Genomic DNA, 1,139 nt, shown 5'->3' with positions numbered 1-1,139 from the left:
GTCGGTTCAACACGGCAACCTACGCCCGCTGTCTTTTACACCGCATCCGGGACGCCACCCTGGGCTCGGCTTCGGGCGGCGTGGCTCAGCATCCGACCGCAGGAAGGGTGGTGCGATACTCGCCGAATGCCGCTCTATATTCGTCGCGAGGATGCCAGTTACCTCGCCAATGCCCTACCGGCGCTGGTTCTCGTCTCGACCGACCCGATCGAGCGGCTTCCCGTTTTCCAGCTTGATGCGGGCAGGCCGTTGCCCTGCGAGGGCTGGCAGATTCTCGCCGGTCTGACCGCCTCGGTGGTCGACGGTCCCGGTGATTGCGGAATCTTCGTCGAAGGCATTGCCCATCCGAAAGAGGCAGAAGAGCGCTTCGCCTGGCTGGAGGCCGTGAACCATGCCGGTGGTGCGGTCGTGCTGGTCGTGAACTCGCATAGCGCGGTGGACGACTGGGCGGCTCTGGCCGATGGCGAGAAGGCCTGGGGCGGGTTCGTGCCCGCGGTGCAGCGCACCGGTTGACCGCCGGGCGGCAGCACCAGCAGCCGTCTCGGGACAACCGAGATTTGGTTGATCTTGCTAACGCTGTTGCTAACAACGTCCCTGGCCGCCGGTGTACGCCTGTGGAACCCGATCAAGCTGGAGAGGTTGCTGATCAGGCGCTTCTGACGGCGATGGAGGCCTGTGGACGATCCCGAACTGGCTACGGATCAGAGGATCAGAGCTGAGGTCGTGACGATCGCCAACTGTGGCTCGCGCCGTATGCGGTCGGGGCGATCGGTTGCCGCGGCCCTCCTTCGTCGGACCTTGCCACTGGATGACGTGGTGGCCAGCCTCTGCGGGTGCGGGACATGTGCGGGATGATCTTGCGAGGGGTTCGGGCCGCACACGACGTCCGCGCAGCTCACACCAACCAAGCCGTCCGTACGGCCACCGCTCTCCTAAAGCGGGTGTTTCGTCGGAAGTGCCGGCTGAGGCCGTGACGATCGCCGGCTTCGGTGCTCGCCGTACGGGCTGGGGCGATCGCCGCCAAGGCCCTCCTTCGTCGAGCCTTGGCATCGGGTGCCGTGGTGAGCGGTGCGATCTGGCTAACCTCGGGCTTTCACGATGAATTTCGCCGAGCTTGATCGTTTGCATGAGAAAAGTGC

General features: G+C 65.0%; 1 protein-coding gene. It reads left to right on the top strand.

The annotated features are described in order from the left end of the window. Positions 1-126 precede the first annotated feature (126 nt). Positions 127-513: a hypothetical protein gene (locus IEZ08_RS39050; RefSeq protein ID WP_189244249.1), complete on the top strand. Its 387-nt coding sequence runs from the start codon at positions 127-129 to the stop codon at positions 511-513. Positions 514-1,139 lie beyond the last annotated feature (626 nt).

Source organism: Planobispora rosea, assembly GCF_014648175.1.
Lineage (GTDB): Bacteria > Actinomycetota > Actinomycetes > Streptosporangiales > Streptosporangiaceae > Planobispora > Planobispora rosea.
The sequence above is the reverse complement of the archived record's forward strand: the minus strand, read 5'-3'. Positions and strand labels throughout refer to the sequence as shown.